Source organism: candidate division WOR-3 bacterium (genome assembly GCA_039801085.1).
GTDB lineage: Bacteria > Hydrothermota > Tepidihabitantia > Tepidihabitantales > Tepidihabitantaceae > JAOABP01.
The window spans coordinates 297,085-320,639 of sequence record JBDRTY010000002.1; the positions used below are offsets into that span (position 1 = coordinate 297,085).

The following is a 23,555-nucleotide window of genomic DNA, read 5'->3' on the forward strand; positions in this document are numbered from 1 at the left end:
CGCCGGAAGGAGGTAAGGTGAGGCGTAATGTATTTGTCATAATATTCTTGGGACTTTCAGCCGGTTATTTGTTTGGCGCCGGCTGGTCCGCCAGTTTTCAGTTCCGTCCCAATTCATTTGGTGTGCAGACATTGGAACGGGATGGTCAGATTTTCACCATCCTCAATCCTGAGCGAAATGCAGTGCTAGAGCATTCCAATCTGCAGATTGACTATGTGCGGGAAACCGGGAAACCGATATTACCCTGCTGGAGTTTCATTCTGGCAATTCCCCAGGGAATGAAGGTGGGGCAAGTACGGGTGACTGAGGATGGTGTTACTGTAATTAAGGCGGGATATCCACCTTATCCAGCACAGCCCCCAGTGCCGGTATCTGCGTCTGAACCCCAAACCTTTGTTTCTCCTGAGCCCGAAGTTTACCGGGGAACTCAGCCCTGGCCCGGTGAGCGCTATTGGATAAGCCCAGTGGGCATCAAATCCGGATTCCGGCTGGTTAATATCGTGATTTATCCGGTGCGGTATGATCCGGTTAATGGCAGCTACCTCATCAGTCAGAACTTCAGGGTCGAGGTTACATATGAACCGGACCCGGCAGCAGAGTTTATCAGTCTGACCGGAAAGCAGCTCAAATTGTTCAGCGCAGCAGTAAAGTCTCTGGTCATCAACCCTGAGGATGTGGAGTGGTATGCACCGCCGGAAAAGACTGCTGACTTTGGCACCTATGATTATGTTATTATTACCAATTCTACGCTTGAGCCCTATTTTCAGCCGCTTCTGAACTGGCGTAAACGACTCGGCTATTCCGGAATTATCCGGACAACGAGCTGGATTAATTCCAATTACTCAGGCCGGGATTTGCCCGAGAAGATCCGGAATTTCATCCGTGATTATTTTAACAATTATGGCACGATGTGGGTGCTTTTAGGCGGTGATACCACGGTTGTGCCAGCCCGTCAGGCACGTGCTACCTGTGCTGGAGAAATCGGAAATATCCCGTGTGATCTTTATTATGTTGACCTGCAGTATTCCTGGGATTCCAATAATGACAATATCTTCGGTCAGTACGGTGTTGATACTACCGACCTTTATTATGATCTCTATGCCGGACGGGCGAGTGTTGACGATACGAATCAGGTTAAGACCTTTGTCAACAAGGTCATTACTCATGAGTCAAATCCGCCAACCGATTATCTGCGCCGGATTCTTCTGGTGAGCGGTTATCTCTGGAGTGGTTATGATGAGACCCAGTCAAACGACTCGATTGCCAATATCACCCCCACTGGCTGGTCCGATGTTTATATTGAAAACCCGGGTAATACCACGATGGTCCGGGATTCGCTGAACCACGGGTTTCAGTTCTGCCATATGGTCGGGCATGGTAATGATTACGGCATTTATCACAACTCAACCGCTTATTACAGCACCTCGGTGATCTCAGGTCATAACAACGGCTCACGGGTCGGACTGATCAACTCGATCGCCTGCTATCCGGGGAACTTTGAATACAATGATTGTCTTGCTGAGGCTACTCACAACTGTGCAACCGGTGGCGCCCTTTCGGTGATTATGAACTCGCGCTATGGCTGGGGCACGCCGCCCGTGATCGGTCCTTCAGAAAAGCTGGATATCCGGTTTTATGACTATTTCTTTAATCATGATACTATGCCGATTGCTTTGACTCATGCTGTGTCCAAGGAGGTCTACCGCGGCCCGGCCAATGGCGGGGATGGTGCGTGGCGCTGGTGCTATTTTGAACTCAATTACTTCGGTGACCCGCTGCAGCTGATGTATGAGAATGTCCCGGCACAGCTGAACGCAAGTTTCTCAAGCCCGATTAATATCGGCATTCAGAATTTCACTGTTACCGTAACATCGGGGTCCAATCCGGTATCGCAGGCGCTGGTCTGTGTCTGGAAGGGCAGTGAGGTTTATGAACGTAACTATACGAATGCCTCCGGACAGGTTACATTTACCATCAATCCGACTACGCCGGGGTATATGTATGTCACCGCCTCCAAGCCCAACTATCTGCCCGACCTGGATTCCTGTCAGGTGGTTGCGACCAGGCTCGATGTCGGCGTGATCCGGATCATTACCCCGTCAGGCACGGTTGATTATGGCACAACGCTCAATCCCACCGCGGTGATCAGGAATTATCTTGCAGTGCCGGTGTCCAATGTGCCAATCCGGTTTACAATTGGTGGTGGGTATACCGCAAATGAGATTGTCGGTCAGATTGGCGGCAATGACTCAGCGATTGTTCAGTTCACTCAATGGACTGCAGCACCTGCGGGGAATCTGGCGGTCAAATGTTCAACCATGCTTGCTGGCGATACCTTCCCGAACAATGATTATCTGACCGGTTCGGTGTTTGTCCGCTACCGGGATGCGGGTGCAGTATCAATAACAATTCCGGCTACGGTGGATTCCGGTACAGTTGTTTATCCGGTCGCAACAGTGCGCAATTACGGGAATACGAATGAGACCTTTAATGTCCGGCTGGTGATCGGGGGCACGAGCTATATTCAGACCCGGACGAAGACACTGGCATCGGGCGCGATTGATACCGTAAATTTCCCGGCTTGGACTGCGCTGGAACGGGGCAGTCATGCGGTCCGGTGTTCAACTCAGCTCAGTGGTGATAATAACCCCGGAAACGACCTGATAACCGCCAATACTTTTGTCCGGGTGCGGGATGTTGGCTGCACTCAGATTATTTCTCCGGCAGGCAATATCGATTCGGCGCCGACAATCCCCGTCCGGGCGAAGGTCAGAAACTTCGGTAATACGAGCGAGAGCTTTACGCTCAAATTCCGGATCAACGGTCCGGTGAACTGGAGCGATCAGGCATCGGTCAACAATTTGGCACCGGGAGATTCGGTGGTGGTTAATTTCAATGACTGGATCTGTGGACCACGAGGTTCCTATGCTACTGTTTGTTCCACGGAGCTAAGTGGTGATATGCGGTCGGGTAATGACCGTACGACTGGCAGTTTCAGTATCAACATTCATGATCTGGCGGTTCAAGGAATTAACAGTCCGGGTGCCCAAGTTGATTCCGGGGCGCTGGTGCCGGTGCGGGTGGTGGTTGCCAATCTGGGGTCAGTTCAGGAGAATGTCAAGGTGTATGTGCGTATCGGCAGTTACTACCGGGATTCGGCACAGGTGGTAATCAGCAGCGGTGCGGTGGAGCAAGTAGATCTCCCATCCTGGCGGGTGAATGTTCCCCGCGGTCCGGTGACAGTATTCTGTTCAACTTATGTCTACAACGACATTAATCGGGCAAACGATACGTTAAGTCTTAGGACGACGGTGGTGGTGCATGATGTTGGTACGGTTGCGATTGTGACCCCTGCCGGGACGGTCGACTCCGGCAGTGTTATTCTCCCCCGTGCCCGGATCAGAAACTACAGCTCTGTGCCCGAGAACTTCAGCTGCCGGTTTACCATCAGCGACGGCTATATCGCCCAGATTCTGGTCAGCCTGCCGGCGGGCGCCGATACCATCATCGCCTTCCCGAACTGGCAGGCAAATACCCCGGGCAGTTTTGTTACCCGCTGTTCCACGATGCTGGCTTCGGATCAGAAACCGGATAACAATGCGGTCAGCGGTACTGTTCAGGTGGCAGGGACCGATGTTGGCGTGGTGGCGATTGTAGCGCCAGCTGGACAGGTGGACCCCGGTCCGGTAACACCGGTTGTCCGAGTGGGGAACTTTTCCACCGCGCCCAAGAGTTTCATGAGTTATCTCCGGCTCACTCGATTCGGAGATACGATTTCCGTATTCTCCGATTCCCTGCTGGTCGTCAACCTGCCCCCAGATTCGAGCCGCGATGTTGCCTTTGGAACCTGGAACGCTACCGGAGGCAGGTATGTAGTGCGCTGTTCGGTCGGGCTCGGAGACCGGAATCCGGGGAACGACACTCTGAGTGCGACCTGTCAGGTGGTGACTCATGATGTGGCAGTTGTTGCGCTTATTCCTCAGGGCGAGATGCGGCCGATGACCGTGGCGCCGATCGTGCGGGTGCGTAACCTGGGCGATGTAAGTGAGAACTGCCTTGTTCAGCTGACGGTCGTGGATACGGTCAGCAGCAATATCGCCTACGCCGATTCTGCGATGGCAGAGGCGCTGGCACCCGGTGAGGTTCGGGAGGTGCGGTTGCCTTCCTGGTCGGCAACAGTTGGTTATTATCGGTTGACCGGACTGGTGGTTCTAAATGGTGATATCAACCCCGCGAATGATACATTTATTGCAAAACTGAAGGTTTCCCCGGGTGCAATCGGCTGGTTGCGCCGGCCTGATGTTCCAGCGGGCAGCGGTCCGGTAAAGGCGGGTGGCGCTCTGGCGGCGATTGAGACCGATTCGATGTTCGTATTTGCGCTTAAGGGCAATAAGACCAGGGAGTTCTATAAATATGATGCCTCAATTGGAGTCTGGCGGACATTACCTCAGATACCTGCCGGTCCGTCTGGCAAGCCGGTGAATAAGGGTGGCGCGCTCTGTTCTGATGGTGAGCGGTATGTTTATGCCACCAAAGGCAACAATACGCTGGAGTTCTGGCGGTTTAATGTCCTGAATAGCACTTGGGAGCAGCTGCCCGATGTCCCGGCCGGTGCCAAGGAGCTCAAGGGTGGAACCGGGCTGGCGTTTGTCAGCAGAGGTGATACCGCTGAGGTCTATCTGTTAAAAGGTTCCAATACGCTCGAGTTCTATGTCTATTCGGTTACTGCCAATCAGTGGTATCCACGGGCGCAGGCACCGATCGGTGGAATGGCCAAGAAATTCAAGTCCGGTTCAGCGCTGTGTGCGCACGGCAATGAAAGGCTGTTTGCAATCAAATCCTCGGTTAATGAGTTCTATGAGTATTCAATCGGAGAAGACCGCTGGATTCAGAGAGCCAGCGTGCCCGACTACTCATCTTCCGGGAAGCGGTCACGCTGCAAGGACGGTTGCGGACTGACGAGCGACGGGGTAAATACGCTTTATGCCCTCACCGGTGGCAATCGGGATTTCTTCTACTGCTATAATGTTGCCAATAACAGCTGGTTTGAGTTGGCACCGATGCCGCCCGGTCCGGCGGGCAAACGGGTGAAAGCAGGAGGCGCAGTTACCTTCATGCACAAACAGGTCTGGGCGCTGCGCGGTAACTCAACGAACGAGTTCTATGTCTATGTTCCGGACACAATGAGTCTGTTCCGCACGCCGCCTAACCGTTCCGGTGTTGCCGGCTCCGGGCTGGTCAGATCCGAGGATGCGGGTATCAGAATTGTACCCAATCCCGCCGATCAGGAGTTGTGGTTTGTCAGTAATCGTCGGCTTCCCGTAATTGTGGAACTGTTTTCCGCAGCTGGTCAGAAAGTTCTGGAAGTGAAGGTGGGAGCGGGGGAGCGCATCCGATTTGATGCGACGAGACTGCCGGCCGGTATTTATCTCGTCCGGTTTACCGAAACGATGAGCGTGCGTACCGGTAAGCTGATTGTTCAGCATTAGTCTGTCATCACGGAAAAATGAAAAACGGTGCCCCCATGATTTTCTGCCGGTTATTCCAGCGGGCCGATTGCGGACTCTACTGCCTTTAGCAGTTCGCCGGAGCGGACCAGTTCGGTGAGCCGGTTGATATCGTACTGCAGTGGCCGGTCCTCTTCTAGTTTGGGCACGGTGCTGCGGATGAGTTCATAGGCAGCCTGAGTGCCCGTGCCCAGTTTGAGCGGTTTGCGAAACTCAACCGCCTGGGCACCGCTGAGCAGTTCAATCGCAATCACGAACCAGGCATTTTCCAGAATCTGGCTTGTCTTGCGTGCCGAGGTAAAGGACATGGAGACGAAGTCCTCCTGATCTGCGGCTGCCGGAATTGAGCCGGTGGCGGCGGGTGCGGAAAGAATCCGGTTTTCGCAGATGAGCATGCCTTGAGTGTACTGGGTCAGCATCAGTCCGGAGAACATTCCGGCACCCTTGGTAAGAAAGGCAGGCAATCCGACTGACAAATTACGGTTCAGGAGCCGGTTTGTGCGCCGTTCGGAGAGGACCGCAATCATCGTTATGCTCGAACCGACCAAATCCAGTGCCAGCGCCAGCGGTGTGCCCTGAAAATTGGCGCCAGTGAGATAAGCTTGGTCATCAGGGAAGAACAGCGGGTTGTCACCAACCCCGTTCAGTTCCGTCTCAAATATCTGCTTTGCCCAGTTCAGTGCATCCCGGGCACCGCCGACTACCTGCGGGGTTGAGCGCAGGGAATAGGCATCTTGGACCTTCTTGCCCGGCTGACGGAGCATTTCCGAGTTTTCGGTCAGGCGCCGGATGTTTTTTGCGGAAGTGATCGCACCGGGATATCCGCGTGCCTTGTGAATCCGTTCATCATAGGCTGTCATATTGGCGTTGAGCACCTCAAGAGTCAGTGCGGCGGCAATTTCCGACGTTTTAAGGAACCGGTCAGTGTCAAACAGCTGCAGTGTACCCCAGCCGGCGGTCATATTGGAACCGTTGATCGTCGCCAGGCCATCCCGGGCTTCAAACTGAATTGGCTCAATACCTGCCGCCCGGAGTGCTTCAGCGCCGCTCAGCCGTTTTCCCTGATAGAACGCTTCGCCCTCGCCCAGCAGCACGAGTGCCATCTGGCTCATCGGTGAAAGGTCACCGCAGGCACCGACCGAGCCCCGGTCAAACACCACCGGTGTTACGCCCTTATTGAGCATTGCTACTAGAGTTTCCACAACCCTGAGCCGGATGCCGGAGTTGCCGTTGGCAAGGACATTAATACGGGAGCAGATGGCAGCCCGCACCACCTCTTCCGGTAGCAGGTCACCACAGCCGGCAGAATGGGAATAAACCAGATAGCGCTGAAACTGCCGGGTCTGTTCCGGTGTAAGAATTACCTCAGACAGTTCCCCGATGCCGGTGGTGATGCCATACATTACAGCACGGGCAGCGATTCTGTCCTCCACAAACTGCCGGCAGCGGGTGATCCGTTCGCGGGCAGCGGGTGTGAGTTCAACCGGCTCACGGTTCCGTGCCACCCGGACCAGGTCTTCAATCTTCAGCGTTTTGCCATCCAGCATTACTGCCATTTATTTTCCTCCCTGTTTTTTGAGCATTTTCTGTACATGACTGCCGGGCCAGAACACGCGCTGACACTGCGGGCAGCGCCGGAAATCGTTATGAATCTGATAGATGTAGAATGGTACTGCCGGTCGTGCCTGATCCCGGCTGATTTTCTTTAACACTTCATTACAGACCGGGCAGCGGGACAGGGCTTGAGATTCGCTACGGGGTTTTTCCTGAGGGATACCCAGTACCTCCCGGACTTCTTCCAGCTGCCGGTCGGTATTTTCGCTTTCCAGAAGCAGAACATCTGGCAGACCTTTGAGTTTCTGATGCCGGGTAAGAAACAGGCGCCGGTCTGCCTTTGCCCGGCGGTAAGCCTGCAACCCCCGGACACTAGGTTCATAGCGGACATCCAGGCCCAGGAGCCGGAGACGCCTGGCAAGCCTGCCCAACATGACGTCACAGAAAAGACGGGGATGGTTATCAGACTTCATTACCGGATAAATTTAATCATCAGGAGATATAAATCAAGGTCAGCAGGCGTGAAGCAGGGAAGGTGGTTGAGGATTGGGAAGCGATAGCACCTTTCCTCTTTTCTTTATTCTGGAAGTAACCCCAGGGTGAACCTCTTAAATCCGGCATTGAGGCGGCGTCAGGTCAGTAACTTCATGTATTTTGTGTGTTGGTTCAAACTGGGTGTTACGGACGATGGTTAAAATGTCAATTTGTTCATCTCCGAAGCATCAAATTATTTATATATACGGCAACTAATAACTAATAATTGTTGACAATTCTAAATTTGTGCATATTCTCTGAACAGTATGAAGGTCAGACTTGCAGGAGTCAATATTGAGCAGGAGCTGATTCAGAGTTTGAGCAAGAACCGGCGGGTGGTACCGACACCGGAGACGATCGCAGCTGCCTATGCCCGGATCAGCCGGAGTTCCAAGCCGGTTGATACCCTGCGCAGTGAGGCACGACGGGAGTTGAAAAAAGCACGCCAGTCAAATCAGACCATTGTGTTTGAGATGGGGCATCACTCCATTGCCGAGCATGCGGTTTTCAACTTTGATCTTGAAGACCTGTCCCGGCTGGCAGTGGAGGCGGTGGAACATCACCGGCTGGTATCGTTTACCGAGCGTTCCCAGCGGTATGTTAAGCTTGAAAATCAGTATGTAGTGCCGGAGGAGATCAGAAATTCCGAGTTGCTGGATGATTACCTGAATCTGATGCGGGTCCAGTTTGATGCCTACGGCAGGTTGCTGGAGCGGTTGAAGGAGTATTTTGCCCAAGCCCGTCCCGAGCTCAAAGAGCAGCCTGAACGGCTGGAGAATATGGCGAAGGAGGACGCCCGGTATATTACACCGCTGGCGACGCAGACTCAGCTGGGAATGACGGTCAACGCCCGCACGCTTGAGTATATGATCCGGCGTCTGGCAGCCAGTGAACTGGCAGAGGTCCGGGGATTGGCACAGGCGCTTTACGAGCAGGCGGAGGCGGTGGCACCGTCCCTGCTCGTCTTTACCGGTCCGACCGAATATGAGAAAAACACCTATCACCGGCTGGAGGAGTTCGCCCAGAGTTTCATGACCCGGCCCTTTCCGCGTCGGCCCAGAAATCTGATTGCGATGTCCGCCTCTGATGTAGTGCTGGTGGATTATACCCAGAATGCGGATAATAAACTGCTGGCGGCGCTTCTGCACTCCACTTCCCGGGCAACCTTTGCTGAGTGCCTCTCCCGTTCAGAAAAACAGACGCTGGCACGTAAGAAGGAAATTTTCAAACTTGCCTGTCAGGATCTGCAGGCGTATGATGCGGTGCTGCGGGAGTTTGAGCATCTGTATGTAACTTTTGAGCTGGTGATTTCAGCTGCCTGTTTTGCCCAGCTGAAGCGGCACCGGCTGACAACGATTACCGTCCAGCCCTATGATCCGGATCTGGGGTGGACAATTCCGGTATCGATCGCTGAGCTCAAGGAGCACAAGAGTTTCAAGGAGGTGCTGACTCTGACTGAGGAGGTTTATGACAAGATTGCTGCAGTCAATCCGGCAGCGGCCCAGTACGTACTCACCAACTCCCATCAGCGCCGGGTGCTTTTAACTCTGAATGCACGTGAGCTTTACCATCTGTCCCGGCTGCGCCAAGACAGCTCGGCACAGTGGGACATCCGGGACATCGTCAGCCGGATGGTTGAGCAGGCGCGGAATGTGATGCCGCTGACACTGCTGCTCGCTGGCGGGAAGGATGGCTATGCCCGTGTTTATCAGGAGCTTTTTGGTCATGAGCCGAAGGTTACCAGACTGGAACTGCCCAAGCCGCGACAGTTGCCGCGGGGCAACAGTAACCAGAACAGCACTCGAAGGAGGAACAATAATGAACATCAGCAGTCGTGAGCAGCTCAAGCAGGCGGTCCGGAACCGGGAGCCGGAGCTGGAGATTGCCGAACCCCGGCTCATCCGGATGGTGAACCGGCTCATGATACTGCGCCAGGTGGTGAATATACTGTTTTTCGTGATACTCGGGGGGGCGGTACTGCTCTGGGCAAATCCGATGCGGGTCCCGTTTTTTGACAGCAGCGGCGGAAGGATGGTGCGCCAGATTCTCTTACTTTTCGGGATTCTGCTCCTGCTGGCTGATTATCTGATGCCGTTAGCAAGATTTTACAAGATCAGCGCCCGGTCCGATGACCGGCTCAGGCTGACACTGAGGCAAGCCAGAAAATAAAAAAGGGGGGTCAAATGCGTTGTTTGATTCTTCTCTTGCTCAGCGCCGGTTTCGCTTCTGCCCAGCTCAATTATGCCGAGTGTTCCAACGGATTCCAGAATCCGGCGCTGGAAGGGGGCAGGACCGAGTTGGAGTTTGCCGATGTCAATAATGACGGTAACATTGACATCCTTTCCATCGGTGACCACGGCAGTCCTTATATCAACACGCAGGAGCACGGGGTGATGGTCTGGTTTGGTGACGGCCGGGGCAACTGGAATGTCTATCAGTATGGCAATTTCGGTTATGGCGGGATTGCGGTCGGTGATGTCAACGGTGACGGTCTGCTGGATGTGGGTTACGGTATGCACCACAACTACTCGGGTGAGGATTTGGGAGATGACATGCTGGAGGTGGCACTCGGTGATGGTACCGGCAGAGTGTGGACCGCCTGGGATGACGGGTTGATGCCCGGTGGTGCCTGCTGGGGGATGTTTTCCACCGACTTTGCCGATGTCGACCATGACGGCGATCTTGATATCGGTTCCTGCTCATTCGGTTATGGTATCGGGTTGCGGGTTTATCTTAATCAGGGTGACGGTACCTGGCAGCTGTCTTGGGGGACGCCGGAGAGCATTAACTGTGATATGGAGTTTTATTTTCGGGATGTGAACCGGGACGGCAATCCGGATATCATCGCCGCCACCGCCGGACCCGCGGTCTATTTTGGTGACGGCACCGGCAGGTTCTATCCGGGTGACAGCGGTCTGCCCCGGTCAAATTACGGTCTGTCCGGCATTTCCCCCGGTGATGTTGATAATGACGGCGGATTTGATGTTGCCTTCTGCAATAGTGCAGGCGGGGTTGAGGTCTGGATCTATGACGAGATTGAGGGTGTCTGGCACAGCCGGAGCAATGGACTGCCTTCTTCCGGCAATTATGGCGGCACCCAGCTTTGTGATATGAATGCGGACGGGTTCTGTGACCTAGTGGCGGTTGGAGGTGGACGGCTGACTGTCTGGACTGGTGATGGCAGCGGTAACTGGGTTCAGGCGGCCGATGTTGCCACCAATGCACCCGGGACCTACCGGGCGCTGCGCACCGGTGCTGATTTTGATCACAATGGCAAACCAGACATCGCAATCATCATTAATGAGGGCTCCTGGCCCAATTACCGGAACTGGGCACACGCCTATAAAGAGGCATCACTGCCGGACAGTCTGCAAATTTATCCGGTCTTTCCGCGAGGCGGTGAGCGGTTCTGGAACGGTGCGGTGCAGTTCCTTGACTGGTGGAGTGCGGTGCCGGGGTCTGCAGATTCTTCCCTAGTCCGTCTTGAGCTTTCAGTCAACGGGGTAAACGGACCGTGGTTTTTAATCGCCGACAGTCTGAAGAACAATGGCCGGTATCAGTGGCGGGTGCCGGAGACGGTCAGTTCCCGTTACTGTTATATCCGATATACTGTTTACAGGGGAATTCATGCAAGCAGTGAAATTACTCCTGGCCCGTTTTTTATCGGAAACCCGGTCAGCCTGAATGAGAGAGTAGGTGATGTTTTTCTGTGGGCACTCAGGCTGACACCAAATCCGGCAAAAAACCGGGTAACGCTGGATCTTGGGGTACCGGTTGTCTCCGGACAGCAGATAAAACTGTTTGACGCCCAGGGCAGGCTGATGGGGGCATTTGAGGTCAGTGCCAGGACCATGACCGTTGCGCTTGACCGTTTTCCGGCTGGAACCTATTTTGTGGTTCTGGGAAATGGCAGAGGCAACCGCTTGATTGTTTATAAATAAGGAGGAATTAATGAAGAATCTATTGCTTTTTGTGGTGTTCGCCATGCTGATTTTAAGTTCCGTCTCCTGCAAAAAACAGGATGTAGCGGCAGACCGGGCAGCAATTATCGCATTGGTGGAAAATGATACGATCCATTTTGCCACCAGCACCAGTCATGACTCAACTACCGGGGGCGGATATTTTACTGCTGGTGAAACTCTTTTCTTCTGGTGGCGTGGTCCCCAGACTCATGATACCGCCATGATCGAGGTTGAGGTCAAGGGCGATTCAGCTGTGGTCAGCTGGTCCAGACATAACTACGGTTATCTCCATATTCTGGCACAGGTGCCGGATACTGCACTCCAGCTTTGGAATAAGCGGCTGGTTGAAACGGTCCGGCTGCAGGCAATTTTCCGGCGCGAGGGCAAGGAGGCGGATACTGACCGGGGCTGGCGGCTGAAGATGATTTCGCTTGCCACCGGCACCTCAGACTCGGTGAATACGGTCCGGATCGACTCGGTTCGAATCCGGAGCTCGCTGCGCGAGCTGGTGGTCAAGTCACCGCTCGCCACCTTTTTTGCGGTTGACAGTCTATTCTGGTTTACACCCGGCGAAGAGGTGACGGTGACCCTTTACACTAATGCGACCGAAGGAGTTGCCTTTCTGCATACCTTTGTTCTAATCTGGCCTTTCTATGTGCGGGTGCCGTTTAACTATTTAGGAGACGGGGTTTTTCAGGGGACCTGGCATGCCCAAGTAGTTCCTTCTTTCCGGTTCGCCATTTTTGACTTAATGCTCCGGTCGACAATCCGGACGCCGGACGCACCTTATGATTTTAACGGCTGGCTTTTCCCCTACCGGGTGCGGACCGCAGATTAGTTACAAAGGATGGATTCAGGGCGGAGCCTGCTCCGCCCTTTTTATTTTCTTTTCCATTTCCCGCAGGAGCCGGACGGGCGCAGGGATTCTTAATGCCATTTTCTCAAAAGGACAGATATCGGTGCCGGTATGGTTACGGATATGTTCGACCAGTTCCTGATAAAAGCAGGGAATTCGAGTTTGAGTCAGCAGATCCCAGCCGGTGCGCGACATGGTACGGGCAATCACACTGCCTGCCCTGAGATGGCAGAAGACCCGGGCGGCACAGATGCCGACAACCCGATCAACCACCGTGGCGCCCGCTAAACCGGAGTGGAATTTTTGGGCAATTGTCAGAAGGGGATGGGCACCGGGCTGGTCTGTGGAAAAAATGATACTACTCCCCCTGATGATAAACAGTGACCAGCCAAAGCTGTCCAGATACCGAAGCAGTTTTTCAGCTCGGGTGCGGTTGAACGGATGCGGTTTTACCACCATTGTGTGAAATTCTGCTGGAATAATTCCCCGGGTCAAGCGTGGTGAATTTTACTGAATTTTCTTGACAGCGGATTTGAAATTTGTATTTTTTAACCTCTTGGACACTTATTTTCTCGCTAACGCTCGCTGCGGTGCATGGTTCAGCCGGCTGGCGGGCCGGTTTAATCTTTTTTACCCCGCGCTGCTGGAGGAGCGGGTTCACTGGCAGAAATATGTTCCCGCCGGTTTTCGACTGGAACAGCTGGCATTACGGCAGATCCGGGCTGCTGAGTCGATCAAGCCGTTTCTGTTTTCACCTCGGGAGCGGGTGGCGTCTTTTCCTGAACCTCTAAGTCCCGATGGTAAAGATATGCCGACACTGCTTTTCGGACTGAAGGGTTGTGACCTGCGGGGGATTGCGGTGCATAAGAAGATGTTTCTTGAAGGGGAGTTTGCCGACCCTTTCTATGCCCGGCGTCTGGCGAATACCTATTTTATCGGTGCGGACTGTCCGGTGCCTGAGCCTTCCTGTTTCTGCAATCTGCTTGGTCTGCAACCATTTCTGACTCAGGAGGTGGACCTGAGTCTGAGTGTGCTTGATGACGGCTGGCTGGTGGAGGTAATTTCAGAGCGGGGTCGTGAGCTGATCGACGGTGATTTTGTGCCGGCAAACGGTTCTCAGCTCAGTCAGCGTCAGGCGCAGCGGGAGCGGGCGCTGGCAGTATTAAAACAGCAGAACCCGAAAGAGTGGAATCCGAATCTGGCAGGGGCGATTGCGGAACGGACCAGCGACAGAAAATTCTGGGTTGATGCCGGCGCGGACTGTGTTGAGTGCTTCGGCTGTCTTATGACCTGTCCGACCTGTTTCTGCTTTCTTCTTTACGATCAGGGAAATGCGGAACGGTTTGAGCGGACAAAAGTCTGGGACTTCTGTTATATCCCGATGTATGCCCGGGTGGGGGGAGGTGCCAATCCGCGTCCGACATTTGTTCAACGGTTTATCAACCGGTTTCACTGCAAGTTTATGCATGCGAAGAATCAGAACGGGTTTTACGCCTGTTCCGGCTGCGGCCGGTGTTTCACCACCTGCATGGGCCGGATTGATATCCGTAAGATTTTGGGGCAGTTATGAGCGGTGCGGTCAAGAATCCCTATCAGCCGGTAAGGGCACAGATCCTTAATGTGATTGAGGAAACTCCCAATATACGCACTTTTGTTCTGAAACCGGAAACGGAGATCCCGTTCCTTGCCGGGCAGTTTGTGGAGCTGACCATTCCCGGGTTTGGCGAGGCACCCTTTACCCCTTCGTCATCGCAATTCCAGCGTGAAACATTGGAGATGACGATTATGCGCGTGGGCAGAGCAACTTCAGCACTCTTTACCAAAAAGCCCGGTGAGTGGCTCGGAATCCGCGGTCCATACGGCAAACCTTATCCGCTTAGGGAGTTTGAGGGCCGGGATATTTATATCGTTGGCGGTGGTGTTGGCTTGGCACCGCTCCGGGCGCTGTTTCTGGCGCTGGTACACGAAATTAAGAAGTATGGCAGAATTTATCTCAGGTATGGTGCCCGTACGCCCAGGGACATCGTGTATAAACAGCAGCTGAAAGAGTGGGAAAAGATCAAGGGTGTTGATATTGACCTTTCAGTTGACAGTGCGACTGAACCCTGGGAGCGCAAGGTTGGTGTTGTTACCTGCTTAATGGACGAGATTCCCTGTGATGTGAAGAAGAGTGTGGCGGTGGTATGTGGTCCCCCGATCATGATGAAATTTGTAACAAAAAAACTGGTTGAAGCCGGTTTTCCGGGGAAAAATATCTATCTTTCAATGGAGATGAACATGTCCTGCGGTCTCGGACAGTGCGGTCACTGCCGGCTCGGACCGTATTTTACCTGCAAGGACGGTCCGGTATTGACTTGGGAGCAGATCAAAGATATTGAGGAGCCGTTCCTGTGAGTGTGATCCGCAAGACGGTCTGCGATTTCTGCCTTAACGGTTGTAACCTCGGGGTCATTTTCGATGGCTATCAGTACCGGGTTGAGTATTTGACGGGTGAGGCTCCGAATTATGGCCGGCTGTGCCCGCGTGGCAATAGTGCCAGCATTGTAATTGACCATCCCAAACGGCTCTGCTATCCGTTGCTTGATGGGGGGGAAATCAGCTGGCGGCAGGCGATTGAGCTGATTGGCGAATGGCGCCAATCCTGTCGAAGCGATGAGATTGCTGTGGTTTACAGCCGTGGTCTGACTGAGGAGGAACTGGGTATTGTTGCCGATTTTGCCCGAGAGCTTGGCACCGGGAATCTGATCTGCGGTTACCTTGAGCCAGATCGGTATCTGGGCTATGGACTGGAAGGGGTCAGAAGGGCAAATCTGGATGATGTGACAGGTGCCCGGGCGATCCTGCTGGTCGGGGATGTGTTCGGAGTTTCTCCGGTGGCTGCCGGTATCATCCTGAATGCACGGTATGCTGACAAGACCAGCCGGCTTGTGGTTATTGATTCAATCCGGACCAAGCAGGCAGGTTTTGCCCATCAGTTCATTCAGGTGCAGCCGGGAACTGAGTATCGGGCTCTGGCAGCAATTGCGGGTGTTCTTGATCCGAAATTGAAGCTGGATGTGGACCGGCTTGCCGAAGAGTGTGGGGTTGAGCGGCGGCAGCTGGAGGAGGCAGCAGTGATTATGAAATCGGCACCTAACGGTCTGGTAGGCGCAGCTGCCGGCTTCGGCCGGGTCAGTAACCCGCTGCTGCACAGCCTCTGCGCCCAGCTGGTGGCACTTAAGGCGGATAAGCCGTTTGCCGGTTTTGCTGAGGCATTTGTTCCTGAGGGGAAAGTTAGTTTCGGACAGTTTTACCAGCAGATTGCACAGGGGAAAATCCGGCTGGTCTTCTGGTTTGGCGGTCTTTATCCTTACAGTTATCCTGAGGTGCTGCCTGAGTTGAGCAAAGTTCAGTTCCGGGTGGCGACCAGCATATTCCGGTTTAATTATGCCCTGCCCGGACTTTTACTTCCAGTGCCAAGTGAGTTTGAAAAGGCAGGACAGGGGGATACTCTGTGGCGCCGAGTGGTCCGGGAGCCGGTTGCCAGTCCGGTGAGCGGTTCCCGAACGATTGCGGAAATCTGTGGGGCGGTCGCGGGTAGAATTGGTGCCGGGTCAACAGGTGAAACTCCCCGGTTCAGCCTGGAGCGAATGCTTGAACTGCTCACCGCCGACCGGAGGCAAACAGAATCTGAGGGGTATCTGCTCATTGGCGAACGTCTGGCAATCGGGCTTGGTGAATTTTTCGATTCTGAGGATGAAATTCTGCTCAATCCCACTGATGCCCGGAAGCTGGAGGTAAAGGACAGTGACATCGTCGTGGTGAAGAGTCAGACTGGGGAGCAGCGGTTTGGGGTCAGAGTTTCCAGTGCAGTGCGGGCAGGGGTAGCCGCGGTTGGAGTAGACGTACATAAAAACCGGCGTCTGTTTTCTGTTAAATTTGACGACGCAACCGGTATCGCTACAATTCCCCCGGCAAAGGTTGAAATATGGCGGGTACAGGAGTAGAAACTCAAAACTCCAAGCGGCTTTTTGTCCGGCTTGACTGGTGCATTGGCTGCCGGTCATGTGAGGCAGCCTGCCGGAGCCGTTTCAAGGGTGAAGCCCGGATCCGGTATGCTGAAATCAGCGAGACCGTGTTGATACCCATGCCCTGCCGTCACTGTGCAGAACCGCTCTGTGCTGCTGCCTGTCCATTTGAGGTGATCAAAAAGGATGAGGAGCGGGGAATTGTTTATCAGTCGAGCGTTCACTGTGTCGGCTGCCGTTCCTGTATCCTCGCTTGTCCTTTCGGAGTTCTGGACAAGGAGCTCCTGCGTCGGATAGCCCAGAAATGCAGTCTGTGTCAGGATCGCGATGGAGGTCCACGCTGTGCTGCGAGCTGCCCCACTGGTGCCCTGCAGTTCGTCACCGAGGCGGAAATCAAGGAACAGCAGATAGGTAAACGTACCAGTGCCCGGCTGTCGTTCTGGAGGCGGGTATGAGCACCTGGTTTAGCGGCTGGCGACTGATTGTCGGGTTTCTGGTAACGGTAATCGGGGTCCCAGTTGTGGGGCTGGTGCTTACCTGGGTAGACCGGTTCGTTTCTGCCCGCGTGCAGTGGCGCAAGGGTCCACCGTTCTACCAGCCGTTTGCCGATATCCTGAAATTGCTTTTGAAACAGACAATAGTACCGCAAGGGGTGGCGCGAACAGCATTTCTGTTTGCCCCGGTCGTCGGTATTGCGGGAATGACGCTGGTGGCAATGTTGATTATTTACAGTAACTTTAATACAGTTGTTAATCAGCAGAGTTCATTCATTGGTGATATTATCGTTTTGCTTTACTGTTTTGCGCTGGTCCCGATCTCCTTTATTATCGGTGCGTCGGCATCGGGAAATCCGGTGGCAGCGGTTGGTGCCTCCCGGGAGATGACCCTTTATCTGGGTTATGAACTGCCGTTTGTCCTGGCGATTCTGATTCCGGTGGTAAAGGTGACACAGCAGTGGGGTGTTGCCAGCGCACTCCGGATCGGCGGTCTCGTCGCCTATCAACAGCAGTTCGGACCTCTGCTTTACTCGGTATCAGGGGTGATCGCGGCGGTGATCATTCTTTTTACCATTCAGGCAAAGCTGGGCTATGTGCCGTTTGACATTCCCGAGGCCGAGCAGGAGATTATGTCGGGTGTGATTGTCGAGTACTCCGGTGCACCGTTGGCGCTGTTCCGGATTACCCGAGCGATGGCATTTGTCCTCCTGCCGCTGTTTCTGATTACACTGCTTTGGGGTGGGTTGCGCGACTGGTGGGCTTTGCTGAAATTTCTGTTGATTGTGGTTCTGATTGTCCTGATGAAAAATACCAACCCGCGGTTGACCATTCATCAGGCTTTGAGGTTTTTCTGGTTTATTCTGGCACCGATAGGGATAATCGGGCTGGTACTCGCATTTATCGGATTATGAGGGATTTAAGGCTCTGGGGTCTTAAGAAATCGCCGTGGGTTTACCATGTAGCGGCAGCATCCTGTAATAACTGTGATATTGAGATTCTGGAACTTCTGACCCCCCGTTATGATGTTGAGCGGTTTGGAGTGGTGCTGGTTGGTTCTCCGCGGCATGCGGATGCCCTGCTGGTGACTGGGGTAATCAATCGCAAGTCGCTCCCGCGGGTCCTTGAGGTTTATGAGCAGACGCCGAAACCCTGCCTGGTGATTGCGATCGGCACCTGTGCCTGTAATAATCATATATTCCGGAACTCCTACAATGCGGTCGGTCCCTATGACAAGCACATTCCGGTCCATGCCTATATTCCCGGTTGTCCACCCAAACCCGAGGCGATGATTTTAGGTGTCGTTAAGGCACTTAGCAAACTATGAGCGGTTCACTGCAGTTTCTTCGTGAGCGGTTTCCGCAGATTGAGGTATTGGAAAAGAATCCGCGCCGGCTCTACATCCGGATTCCGCGCGAGCAGCTGACGGCAGCAGCACGGTTTCTCCACGAGGAACGGGGAATGCGGCTCTCGATCTGCACCGGTATCGATACCCGGGATGGGTTTGAGGTTCTTTACCATTTTTCTGAGGATTCCACCGGAATCATTTATACGCTCAAGGTCTTGGTTCCAAAGGATGATCCAAAGGTGGAATCGCTGGGCAGCTGGTTTCCGGCAGCACAGTGGATTGAGCGGGAGATGCACGAGCTGCTGGGTATTGATTTCGTCGGTCATCCGAATTTGAGGCCCCTGCTGACTTCAGATACTGACTGGAAGCCTGATCGTCGGCCCCTGCGCCGGGATTATGAACGGAGGAATGAAGCCCATGAGCGATGAAACAAAGACCAGACGGATAGTTCCGATCGGTCCATATCACCCGTTGCAGGAGGAACCGGAGTTCTTCAAACTAATCGTCGAAGGGGAGACGGTTGTTGATCTGGAGATCAATCTGGGTTACAACCATCGCGGGCATGAGTTTATCTCTCCAGAGTTAACCTACGAGCAGGTGCCGTTTCTGGTGGAACGTATCTGCGGCATCTGTTCCAATTCCCATCCGCTGGCGGCGGTGCTGGCAATTGAGGACTGTGCGGGTATCAAGCCGCCACTGCGGGCAAACTACATTCGCAGTATTATTCATGAACTGGAGCGGATACACTCTCATCTGCTGTGGGTTGGGCTGGCAGGCCATTTTATCGGTTATAATACGGTGTGGATGTGGGCGTGGCGTTACCGTGAACATATCCTGCAGGTGTTTGAGATGATTACCGGGAACCGGAATCATTACGGTGCCAACAAGCCGGGAGGAGTGCGTTGGGATATCAAACCGGAACAAGTTCCGGAAATCAGGGCAGCGCTGGATCTGGTGGAGAAAAAGACGATGATGCTGACCAAGGCGGTACTGGATGATCCGGTGATCCGGGCACGGCTGGAAGGGGTAGGGATTCTGACCCGGGAACAGGCGATCGCCTGGTCAGTAGTTGGTCCCACTGCCCGGGCATCAGGCGTTGATATTGATGTCCGGCGGGATGACCCGCACTGCGCCTATGACCAGGTTCCTTGGAATGTGATTGTGTTGCCGGAGGGGGATGTTTTTGCCAAAGCCAAGGTCCGGCTGCTGGAGATTTTCGAGTCGATAAAAATAATCCGGGGATGTCTGGATAAACTGCCGGAGGGACCGATTGATATGCGGATCGACGAGATCCCTCCAGGCGAAGGGATTGGCAGGACCGAGGCACCGCGGGGCGAGGTTTTTCATTATATCCGTTCGGACGGAACAAACCGGCCCTTAAGGCACAAAATCCGTGCCCCCAGTTATATGAATATCGCTTCGAATGTGGTGGCGGTCAAGGGTGGTTCGATTGCCGATGCGGCGCTGACGCTGGCGGCGGTTGATCCCTGCTACTGCTGTACTGAGCGGATGGCGGCATTTGAGGACGGCAGACTGAAATATGCGGGAAAGGACCTGCTGCGGCTGTCGTGGGAGAAAACAGAGCGGATCCGGGAGCGGTTGAAATGAATTTGAGTAACTGGCTGAGTTTTGGCAGTGGAAGTGTGGAGATATTTCTTGCCGGCGTCTTCGGTTTCGTCGGTTTGATGGCGCTGCTGTATTCAATTGCCAGGATTAAGGGATTCCCCCGACAGCAGGCCGAATACTACATTTTCTTACTGGTGCTTATTGCCGCTGGGATAGCGCTGGTTTTTGCCCGGGAGCTGCTGGTGATATTTGTGCTGTGGGAGTTGGCAACCATTTCCCTATGGAGGCTGGTGTCCTATTTCCGGAATCAAGAGGCGGTTGATGCAGGTCTGTGGGCGCTGTATATCAATTTTGCCGCAGCAGCGGTGATGCTGGTTGGGCTGGTGATAATTCAGCTTGAGCTGGGCAGCTGGAGTCTGGGGGAACTGCAGGGGCAGGAACTGCCGATGTTTCCCGCACTGCTGGTGCTGGCCGGCATCGTTGCAAAATCAGCGGCGCTGCCACTTTACATCTGGCTGCCCCGTGCCTACCGTTCTGCTCCGGCGTCGGTGTGTGCACTGCTTTCCGGGCTGGCTGAAAACATGGGTTTGGTGCTGTTTTTCAAACTGTTTGTGCAGACGGTCAAGGTTCAAGAGCAGTTTTACCTGATCAGTGCCGTGCTGGCGGTTGGTTCCGCATTAATCGCTGGCGGAGTTGCACTAACCGTGCGTACCGTCCGTGATACCCTTGCTTATTCGACAGTCAGTCAGCTGGGGTTTATACTTTTGGCACTTTCGGTTCGTGGCGATTACGGCATCACCAGTGCCCTGCTTTACATTCTGGCGCATGCAGTAGCAAAATCCGGGCTTTTCTTTGCCGCAGGTGCGATTGAGGATGCGGCTGGGACTGGCGAACTGGAGCAATTAGGTGGCTGGTCCCGGGTTTCACCGGCACTAGCGGGTGCTACCGGTGTTTTGACGCTTTCGATTATGGGATTGCCTCCCACTTTGGGGTTTTTTGCCAAGCTGGGTGTTGTCTTGGCAGCGGTCAGGAGTAATCTTCTTTACGGGATTGGAGCGCTGGCAGCTGCCCTGTTTACCATGCTTTATATGAGCCGGTTTTATGCCCGGATATTTCTTGGGGGTGATGGTTCAAAACCCATTAAGATTTCCCGGATGGCGATCGGGCTGGTGATTGTTATGGCGGTTGTAAGTATCGCTGCGGGGATTTTCTGGTTTGTGCCGGTGAGATTTTTTGAGGGGGGATGGTAATGCTGGCGCATCCATTTATTATGATGATCCTCGTTCCCGCTGCTGCCGGACTGCTGGGTTATCTGATTGGCAGATTGCGCAACGAGTTCAGCTTTATCGGCACAGTCGCTTCGCTTTACTATGCGATCCGGTTGTTTTTGTTATCCCGCAGTGGCGAACCGATTGAACTGACGATTATGAAGCTCGGCAGCATTACCGCCGGTTTCCGGCTGGACCAGCTTTCCGGTTTCATTCTTCTCTTTGTCAGCATTTTTACCACGCTGATTCTATTCTACTCCTTCCGGTATATGCGCGGTCGGGAGGGCACTCGCGGTTTTTATCTTTATTCAATGCTGATCCTGGCTTTTGCAAATGGTGTCGTGCTGGCGGCAGATCTGGTGACGCTGTTTTTCTTCTGGGGCGGGTTGCTGCTTCTGCTTTATGCAATCCTGCTGATCGGACGGGGAGAGACTTATAAAACTGCACGCAAGGCACTGGTGATTGTCGGGCTTTCTGATTTTGCGATGCTTTTAGGAATAGTAATTTTGATGGTGCGGACATTTGTTCCCGGTGGCTGGATTGACCTTGCGCCCCGAGTGCCGGTGCCGCTTTATGATCCGGCGATGATTGCGGGGTTTGTGCTGATTACTACCGGGGCACTGGCGAAGGCGGGTGCGATGCCGCTCCATACCTGGATTCCGACTGCTGCTGAGACCGCACCGGTTCCGGTGCTGGCGCTCATTCCCGCTGCACTGGATAAACTGCTGGGAATTTATCTTCTGGTCCGGCTCACCGTTTACATGTTTGACATTGCCAGCAACATGGTCCTGCGCAATGTCCTGATGGCGATTGGTGCAGGCACGATTCTATTTGCAGTAATGATGGCGCTGGTTCAGAAGCGGATGATGAAACTGCTTGCATTCCACGCCGTTTCCCAGGTGGGTTATATGGTGCTGGGAATCGGGACCGGGATTCCGGTGGGCATTGCCGGCGGATTATTCCATATGTTCAATAACGCCATTTACAAGACCGGACTGTTTCTGGCGGGCGGGTCGGTTGAACACTGGGCAAAGACCGATGAGCTGGAAAAACTGGGTGGTGTTGCAAGACAGATGCCGATGAGCTTTATTTCATTTTTGGTGTGTGCACTGGCAATTGCAGGGGTTCCACCGCTTAACGGGTTCTTCTCGAAATGGATGGTTTATCAGGGGGTGTTGAGCGTGGGGGGCGAGGGCAACCGGCTGTTCCCGGTTTTTCTAGTGGCAGCAATGTTTGGCAGTGTGCTAACCCTAGCATCCTTTTTGAAACTCTTGCATGCCCTGTTTCTTGGTCAGCGGCCCGCACAGCTGGAACGGGTCCGGGAGGTGCCGCTGACGATGTGGCTGCCGCCGTTTCTCTTGGCGCTTACCTGCGTGATTTTCGGGGTTTTTGCATATCAGCTGCCACTGCGCGGGCTGATCATTCCCGGTTTCAATTTTTACGAGCTGAATCTGTCCGGGGTCTGGAGTCCGGTTTCAGCAACCCTCCTGCTGCTGGCAGCGCTCGGTCTGGGAGCAGGTGTCTATCTGCTGAGTACGGCTGTCAGGCCGGTGACGGGCAGGACATTTGTCGGCGGGGAACAGATTGGTTATTCTGAGGAGAGCCGGGTTCCGGGAACGGCATTTTACTCTTCGGTGAAGCATATGCCGATTATCGGCGAGCTGCTGATCTTTGGTGAACGCGGCGCATTTGATCTCTATAACTGGCTTGTGGGTGTCTTCCGGGTGATCGGTTATGTATTTCGGGAAGGGGTGGACCGGGCACTCAGAGCACTGGTTGAGTTTATCGGCAGGCTGATTTACTACTTTGGCATTGGTCTTTCTCGGATTCACACCGGAAATCTCCCCCTTTATCTCTCGTGGGTTTTTTTGGGAGCGGTAATATTTTATCTGCTGCTGTTTTTGAGGTAAGTTATGCTTGAACTTTATTTGCTGCTTGCGGTGATGCTGGCTGCAGCGCTGGTAGCCAGTGAGACGAGGAATCTTTTGGCGGCGGCGGTGGCGCTCGGGCTGGTCGGTTTCAGCGTGGCGATAATGTTCATTCTGGTGCAGGCGCCGGATCTGGCGATTGTGCAGATTGTGGTTGAAACGCTGACGGTGGTGTTCTTTACTGCAGTAATTCTGCGCACGACCGATGTTGATACTACTGTTACTCAGGGGCTGAAAATGGAGACGGCGATGTTTGTTGCCGCATTTCTGGCTTTCGGCGGACTTTTTCTGTCGCTGATTATCGGTGTGCTGCAGGAGATACCGAGGTTTGGAGAACCGGTGATGCGAATTGCCCAGGAGTATGTTCAGCTGGGCTTGGAGCGGACCGGCGCGGCCAATATTGTGTCGGCAATTATTCTTGATTTCCGGGGTTATGATACCCTCGGCGAGGCAACAGTGCTGTTTACCGCGGTGGTTGGAGTTCTAACGGTAATGCGGCTAGCGAGCCGGAAAAAGCCCGGGGAGTTCTGA

19 protein-coding genes are annotated in these 23,555 nt (G+C 53.9%); 16 read left to right on the forward strand and 3 right to left on the reverse strand.

Going from position 1 to position 23,555, the window contains the following annotated elements:
* Positions 1-17 precede the first annotated feature (17 nt).
* A complete protein-coding gene (locus ABIK48_05690; protein ID MEO0021650.1) occupies positions 18-5,489 on the forward strand; it encodes a C25 family cysteine peptidase in 5,472 nt (1,823 codons plus the stop codon).
* Between the two features lie 50 nt (positions 5,490-5,539).
* Here the strand turns inward: ABIK48_05690 and hutH are convergent, their stop codons facing one another.
* Together hutH and ABIK48_05700 are read right to left on the reverse strand one after the other, a co-directional pair.
* A complete protein-coding gene (gene hutH / locus ABIK48_05695; protein ID MEO0021651.1) occupies positions 5,540-7,063 on the reverse strand; it encodes a histidine ammonia-lyase in 1,524 nt (507 codons plus the stop codon).
* A complete protein-coding gene (locus tag ABIK48_05700) occupies positions 7,064-7,534 on the reverse strand; it encodes a Mut7-C RNAse domain-containing protein (protein MEO0021652.1) in 471 nt (156 codons plus the stop codon).
* 327 nt (positions 7,535-7,861) lie between these two features.
* Here ABIK48_05700 and thyX point away from each other — a divergent pair, with 327 nt between their 5' ends.
* The 4 genes from thyX to ABIK48_05720 are packed head-to-tail and all read left to right on the forward strand — an operon-like array spanning position 7,862 to position 12,395.
* Positions 7,862-9,433, forward strand: a complete 1,572-nt coding sequence (gene thyX, locus ABIK48_05705; GenBank protein ID MEO0021653.1) for an FAD-dependent thymidylate synthase — start codon at positions 7,862-7,864, stop codon at positions 9,431-9,433.
* A complete protein-coding gene (locus tag ABIK48_05710) occupies positions 9,414-9,764 on the forward strand; it encodes a hypothetical protein (protein ID MEO0021654.1) in 351 nt (116 codons plus the stop codon). Before thyX ends, ABIK48_05710 begins: the two co-directional genes overlap by 20 nt.
* Before the next feature lie 14 nt (positions 9,765-9,778).
* Complete coding sequence (locus tag ABIK48_05715; protein ID MEO0021655.1) at positions 9,779-11,536, forward strand: FG-GAP-like repeat-containing protein; 1,758 nt, start codon at positions 9,779-9,781, stop codon at positions 11,534-11,536.
* Positions 11,537-11,546: 10 nt separating this feature from the next.
* A complete protein-coding gene (locus tag ABIK48_05720; GenBank protein ID MEO0021656.1) occupies positions 11,547-12,395 on the forward strand; it encodes a hypothetical protein in 849 nt (282 codons plus the stop codon).
* Between the two features lie 15 nt (positions 12,396-12,410).
* Here ABIK48_05720 and ABIK48_05725 read toward each other — a convergent pair whose 3' ends face one another.
* The gene (locus tag ABIK48_05725) at positions 12,411-12,872 is read right to left on the reverse strand and encodes a DUF1893 domain-containing protein (GenBank protein ID MEO0021657.1); all 462 of its coding nucleotides are present in this window, start codon (positions 12,870-12,872) and stop codon (positions 12,411-12,413) included.
* A gap of 97 nt (positions 12,873-12,969) precedes the next feature.
* Between ABIK48_05725 and ABIK48_05730 the strand changes: the two genes are divergently transcribed.
* From ABIK48_05730 to mbhE, 11 genes are read left to right on the forward strand one after another with little or no spacing between them, the layout of a single operon-like run.
* A complete protein-coding gene (locus ABIK48_05730) occupies positions 12,970-13,983 on the forward strand; it encodes a 4Fe-4S dicluster domain-containing protein (protein ID MEO0021658.1) in 1,014 nt (337 codons plus the stop codon).
* A complete protein-coding gene (locus tag ABIK48_05735) occupies positions 13,980-14,807 on the forward strand; it encodes an FAD/NAD(P)-binding protein (protein MEO0021659.1) in 828 nt (275 codons plus the stop codon). Before ABIK48_05730 ends, ABIK48_05735 begins: the two co-directional genes overlap by 4 nt.
* 2 nt (positions 14,808-14,809) lie before the next feature.
* Positions 14,810-16,399: a molybdopterin dinucleotide binding domain-containing protein gene (locus ABIK48_05740; protein MEO0021660.1), complete on the forward strand. Its 1,590-nt coding sequence runs from the start codon at positions 14,810-14,812 to the stop codon at positions 16,397-16,399.
* Positions 16,381-16,875, forward strand: coding sequence for a 4Fe-4S dicluster domain-containing protein (locus ABIK48_05745; GenBank protein MEO0021661.1), 495 nt, complete (start codon positions 16,381-16,383; stop codon positions 16,873-16,875). The genes ABIK48_05740 and ABIK48_05745 overlap by 19 nt, the downstream gene beginning before the upstream one ends.
* The gene (locus tag ABIK48_05750) at positions 16,872-17,828 is read left to right on the forward strand and encodes a complex I subunit 1 family protein (GenBank protein ID MEO0021662.1); all 957 of its coding nucleotides are present in this window, start codon (positions 16,872-16,874) and stop codon (positions 17,826-17,828) included. Before ABIK48_05745 ends, ABIK48_05750 begins: the two co-directional genes overlap by 4 nt.
* A complete protein-coding gene (gene nuoB / locus ABIK48_05755) occupies positions 17,825-18,241 on the forward strand; it encodes an NADH-quinone oxidoreductase subunit NuoB (GenBank protein ID MEO0021663.1) in 417 nt (138 codons plus the stop codon). The genes ABIK48_05750 and nuoB overlap by 4 nt, the downstream gene beginning before the upstream one ends.
* Positions 18,238-18,690 carry an NADH-quinone oxidoreductase subunit C gene (locus tag ABIK48_05760; protein MEO0021664.1) on the forward strand — a complete coding sequence of 151 codons (453 nt, stop codon included), beginning with the start codon at positions 18,238-18,240 and terminating at the stop codon, positions 18,688-18,690. The genes nuoB and ABIK48_05760 overlap by 4 nt, the downstream gene beginning before the upstream one ends.
* Positions 18,680-19,870 (forward strand): nickel-dependent hydrogenase large subunit, encoded by a 1,191-nt coding sequence (locus ABIK48_05765; protein ID MEO0021665.1) that lies wholly within the window; start codon positions 18,680-18,682, stop codon positions 19,868-19,870. The genes ABIK48_05760 and ABIK48_05765 overlap by 11 nt, the downstream gene beginning before the upstream one ends.
* On the forward strand, positions 19,867-21,078 hold the full coding sequence (locus tag ABIK48_05770) for a proton-conducting transporter membrane subunit (GenBank protein MEO0021666.1): 1,212 nt from the start codon (positions 19,867-19,869) through the stop codon (positions 21,076-21,078). The genes ABIK48_05765 and ABIK48_05770 overlap by 4 nt, the downstream gene beginning before the upstream one ends.
* On the forward strand, positions 21,072-23,006 hold the full coding sequence (locus ABIK48_05775) for a complex I subunit 5 family protein (protein ID MEO0021667.1): 1,935 nt from the start codon (positions 21,072-21,074) through the stop codon (positions 23,004-23,006). The genes ABIK48_05770 and ABIK48_05775 overlap by 7 nt, the downstream gene beginning before the upstream one ends.
* A gap of 3 nt (positions 23,007-23,009) precedes the next feature.
* Positions 23,010-23,555, forward strand: a complete 546-nt coding sequence (mbhE, locus tag ABIK48_05780) for a hydrogen gas-evolving membrane-bound hydrogenase subunit E (protein ID MEO0021668.1) — start codon at positions 23,010-23,012, stop codon at positions 23,553-23,555.

Excerpts from the sequence above, each read along its gene's own strand:
- mbhE (MEO0021668.1), top strand. The coding sequence starts at position 23,010 with ATGCTTGAACTTTATTTGCTGCTTGCGGTGATGCTGGCTGCAGCGCTG.
- ABIK48_05725 (MEO0021657.1), bottom strand. The coding sequence starts at position 12,872 with ATGGTGGTAAAACCGCATCCGTTCAACCGCACCCGAGCTGAAAAACTG.
- ABIK48_05775 (MEO0021667.1), top strand. The coding sequence starts at position 21,072 with ATGGTAATGCTGGCGCATCCATTTATTATGATGATCCTCGTTCCCGCT.
- ABIK48_05720 (MEO0021656.1), top strand. The coding sequence starts at position 11,547 with ATGAAGAATCTATTGCTTTTTGTGGTGTTCGCCATGCTGATTTTAAGT.
- hutH (MEO0021651.1), bottom strand. The coding sequence starts at position 7,063 with ATGGCAGTAATGCTGGATGGCAAAACGCTGAAGATTGAAGACCTGGTC.
- ABIK48_05700 (MEO0021652.1), bottom strand. The coding sequence starts at position 7,534 with ATGAAGTCTGATAACCATCCCCGTCTTTTCTGTGACGTCATGTTGGGC.
- ABIK48_05735 (MEO0021659.1), top strand. The coding sequence starts at position 13,980 with ATGAGCGGTGCGGTCAAGAATCCCTATCAGCCGGTAAGGGCACAGATC.
- ABIK48_05770 (MEO0021666.1), top strand. The coding sequence starts at position 19,867 with ATGAATTTGAGTAACTGGCTGAGTTTTGGCAGTGGAAGTGTGGAGATA.
- thyX (MEO0021653.1), top strand. The coding sequence starts at position 7,862 with ATGAAGGTCAGACTTGCAGGAGTCAATATTGAGCAGGAGCTGATTCAG.
- ABIK48_05765 (MEO0021665.1), top strand. The coding sequence starts at position 18,680 with ATGAGCGATGAAACAAAGACCAGACGGATAGTTCCGATCGGTCCATAT.
- ABIK48_05710 (MEO0021654.1), top strand. The coding sequence starts at position 9,414 with ATGAACATCAGCAGTCGTGAGCAGCTCAAGCAGGCGGTCCGGAACCGG.
- ABIK48_05745 (MEO0021661.1), top strand. The coding sequence starts at position 16,381 with ATGGCGGGTACAGGAGTAGAAACTCAAAACTCCAAGCGGCTTTTTGTC.
- ABIK48_05715 (MEO0021655.1), top strand. The coding sequence starts at position 9,779 with ATGCGTTGTTTGATTCTTCTCTTGCTCAGCGCCGGTTTCGCTTCTGCC.
- ABIK48_05760 (MEO0021664.1), top strand. The coding sequence starts at position 18,238 with ATGAGCGGTTCACTGCAGTTTCTTCGTGAGCGGTTTCCGCAGATTGAG.
- nuoB (MEO0021663.1), top strand. The coding sequence starts at position 17,825 with ATGAGGGATTTAAGGCTCTGGGGTCTTAAGAAATCGCCGTGGGTTTAC.
- ABIK48_05750 (MEO0021662.1), top strand. The coding sequence starts at position 16,872 with ATGAGCACCTGGTTTAGCGGCTGGCGACTGATTGTCGGGTTTCTGGTA.